Origin of the sequence: Mesorhizobium sp. M2E.F.Ca.ET.209.01.1.1 (genome assembly GCF_004010375.2) — a bacterium.
Lineage (GTDB): Bacteria > Pseudomonadota > Alphaproteobacteria > Rhizobiales > Rhizobiaceae > Mesorhizobium.
Window position 1 is genome coordinate 1 of record NZ_SADP02000727.1, and the last position, 328, is coordinate 328.

The following is a 328-nucleotide window of genomic DNA, read 5'->3' on the forward strand; positions in this document are numbered from 1 at the left end:
GCACAGGCAGGGAACCAGTCATGGACAGCCGAACCGTCAATCTGAGATCCAAACTCGAAGTCTACAAAGCGATGACCGACGGCGGAAGCATCGCCGATTGCCCGGTCCGCGACGTCATCCAGGGGCTCAATGGCAAATGGAGTTCGCTGTTGACGGCGGCCTTGGCTGAGCAGCCCTATCGCTTCGGCGAGCTGCGGCGGCTGGTTCCCGACATTTCGCAGCGCATGCTGACCCAGACGCTCTACGATCTGCAGCGCGACGGCTATGTGCGTCGCGAAGTGTTTCCGACCAAGCCGCCGAGTGTCGAATACAGCCTGACCGACCTCGG

Annotated in this window: 1 protein-coding gene; it reads left to right on the forward strand. The window is 61.6% G+C overall.

Translation table 11 applies throughout. From position 1 onward, the window contains the following. Positions 1-20 precede the first annotated feature (20 nt). On the forward strand, positions 21-328 hold a 308-nt coding region (locus tag EN852_RS37625), incomplete at its 3' end, for a helix-turn-helix domain-containing protein (protein ID WP_135879825.1).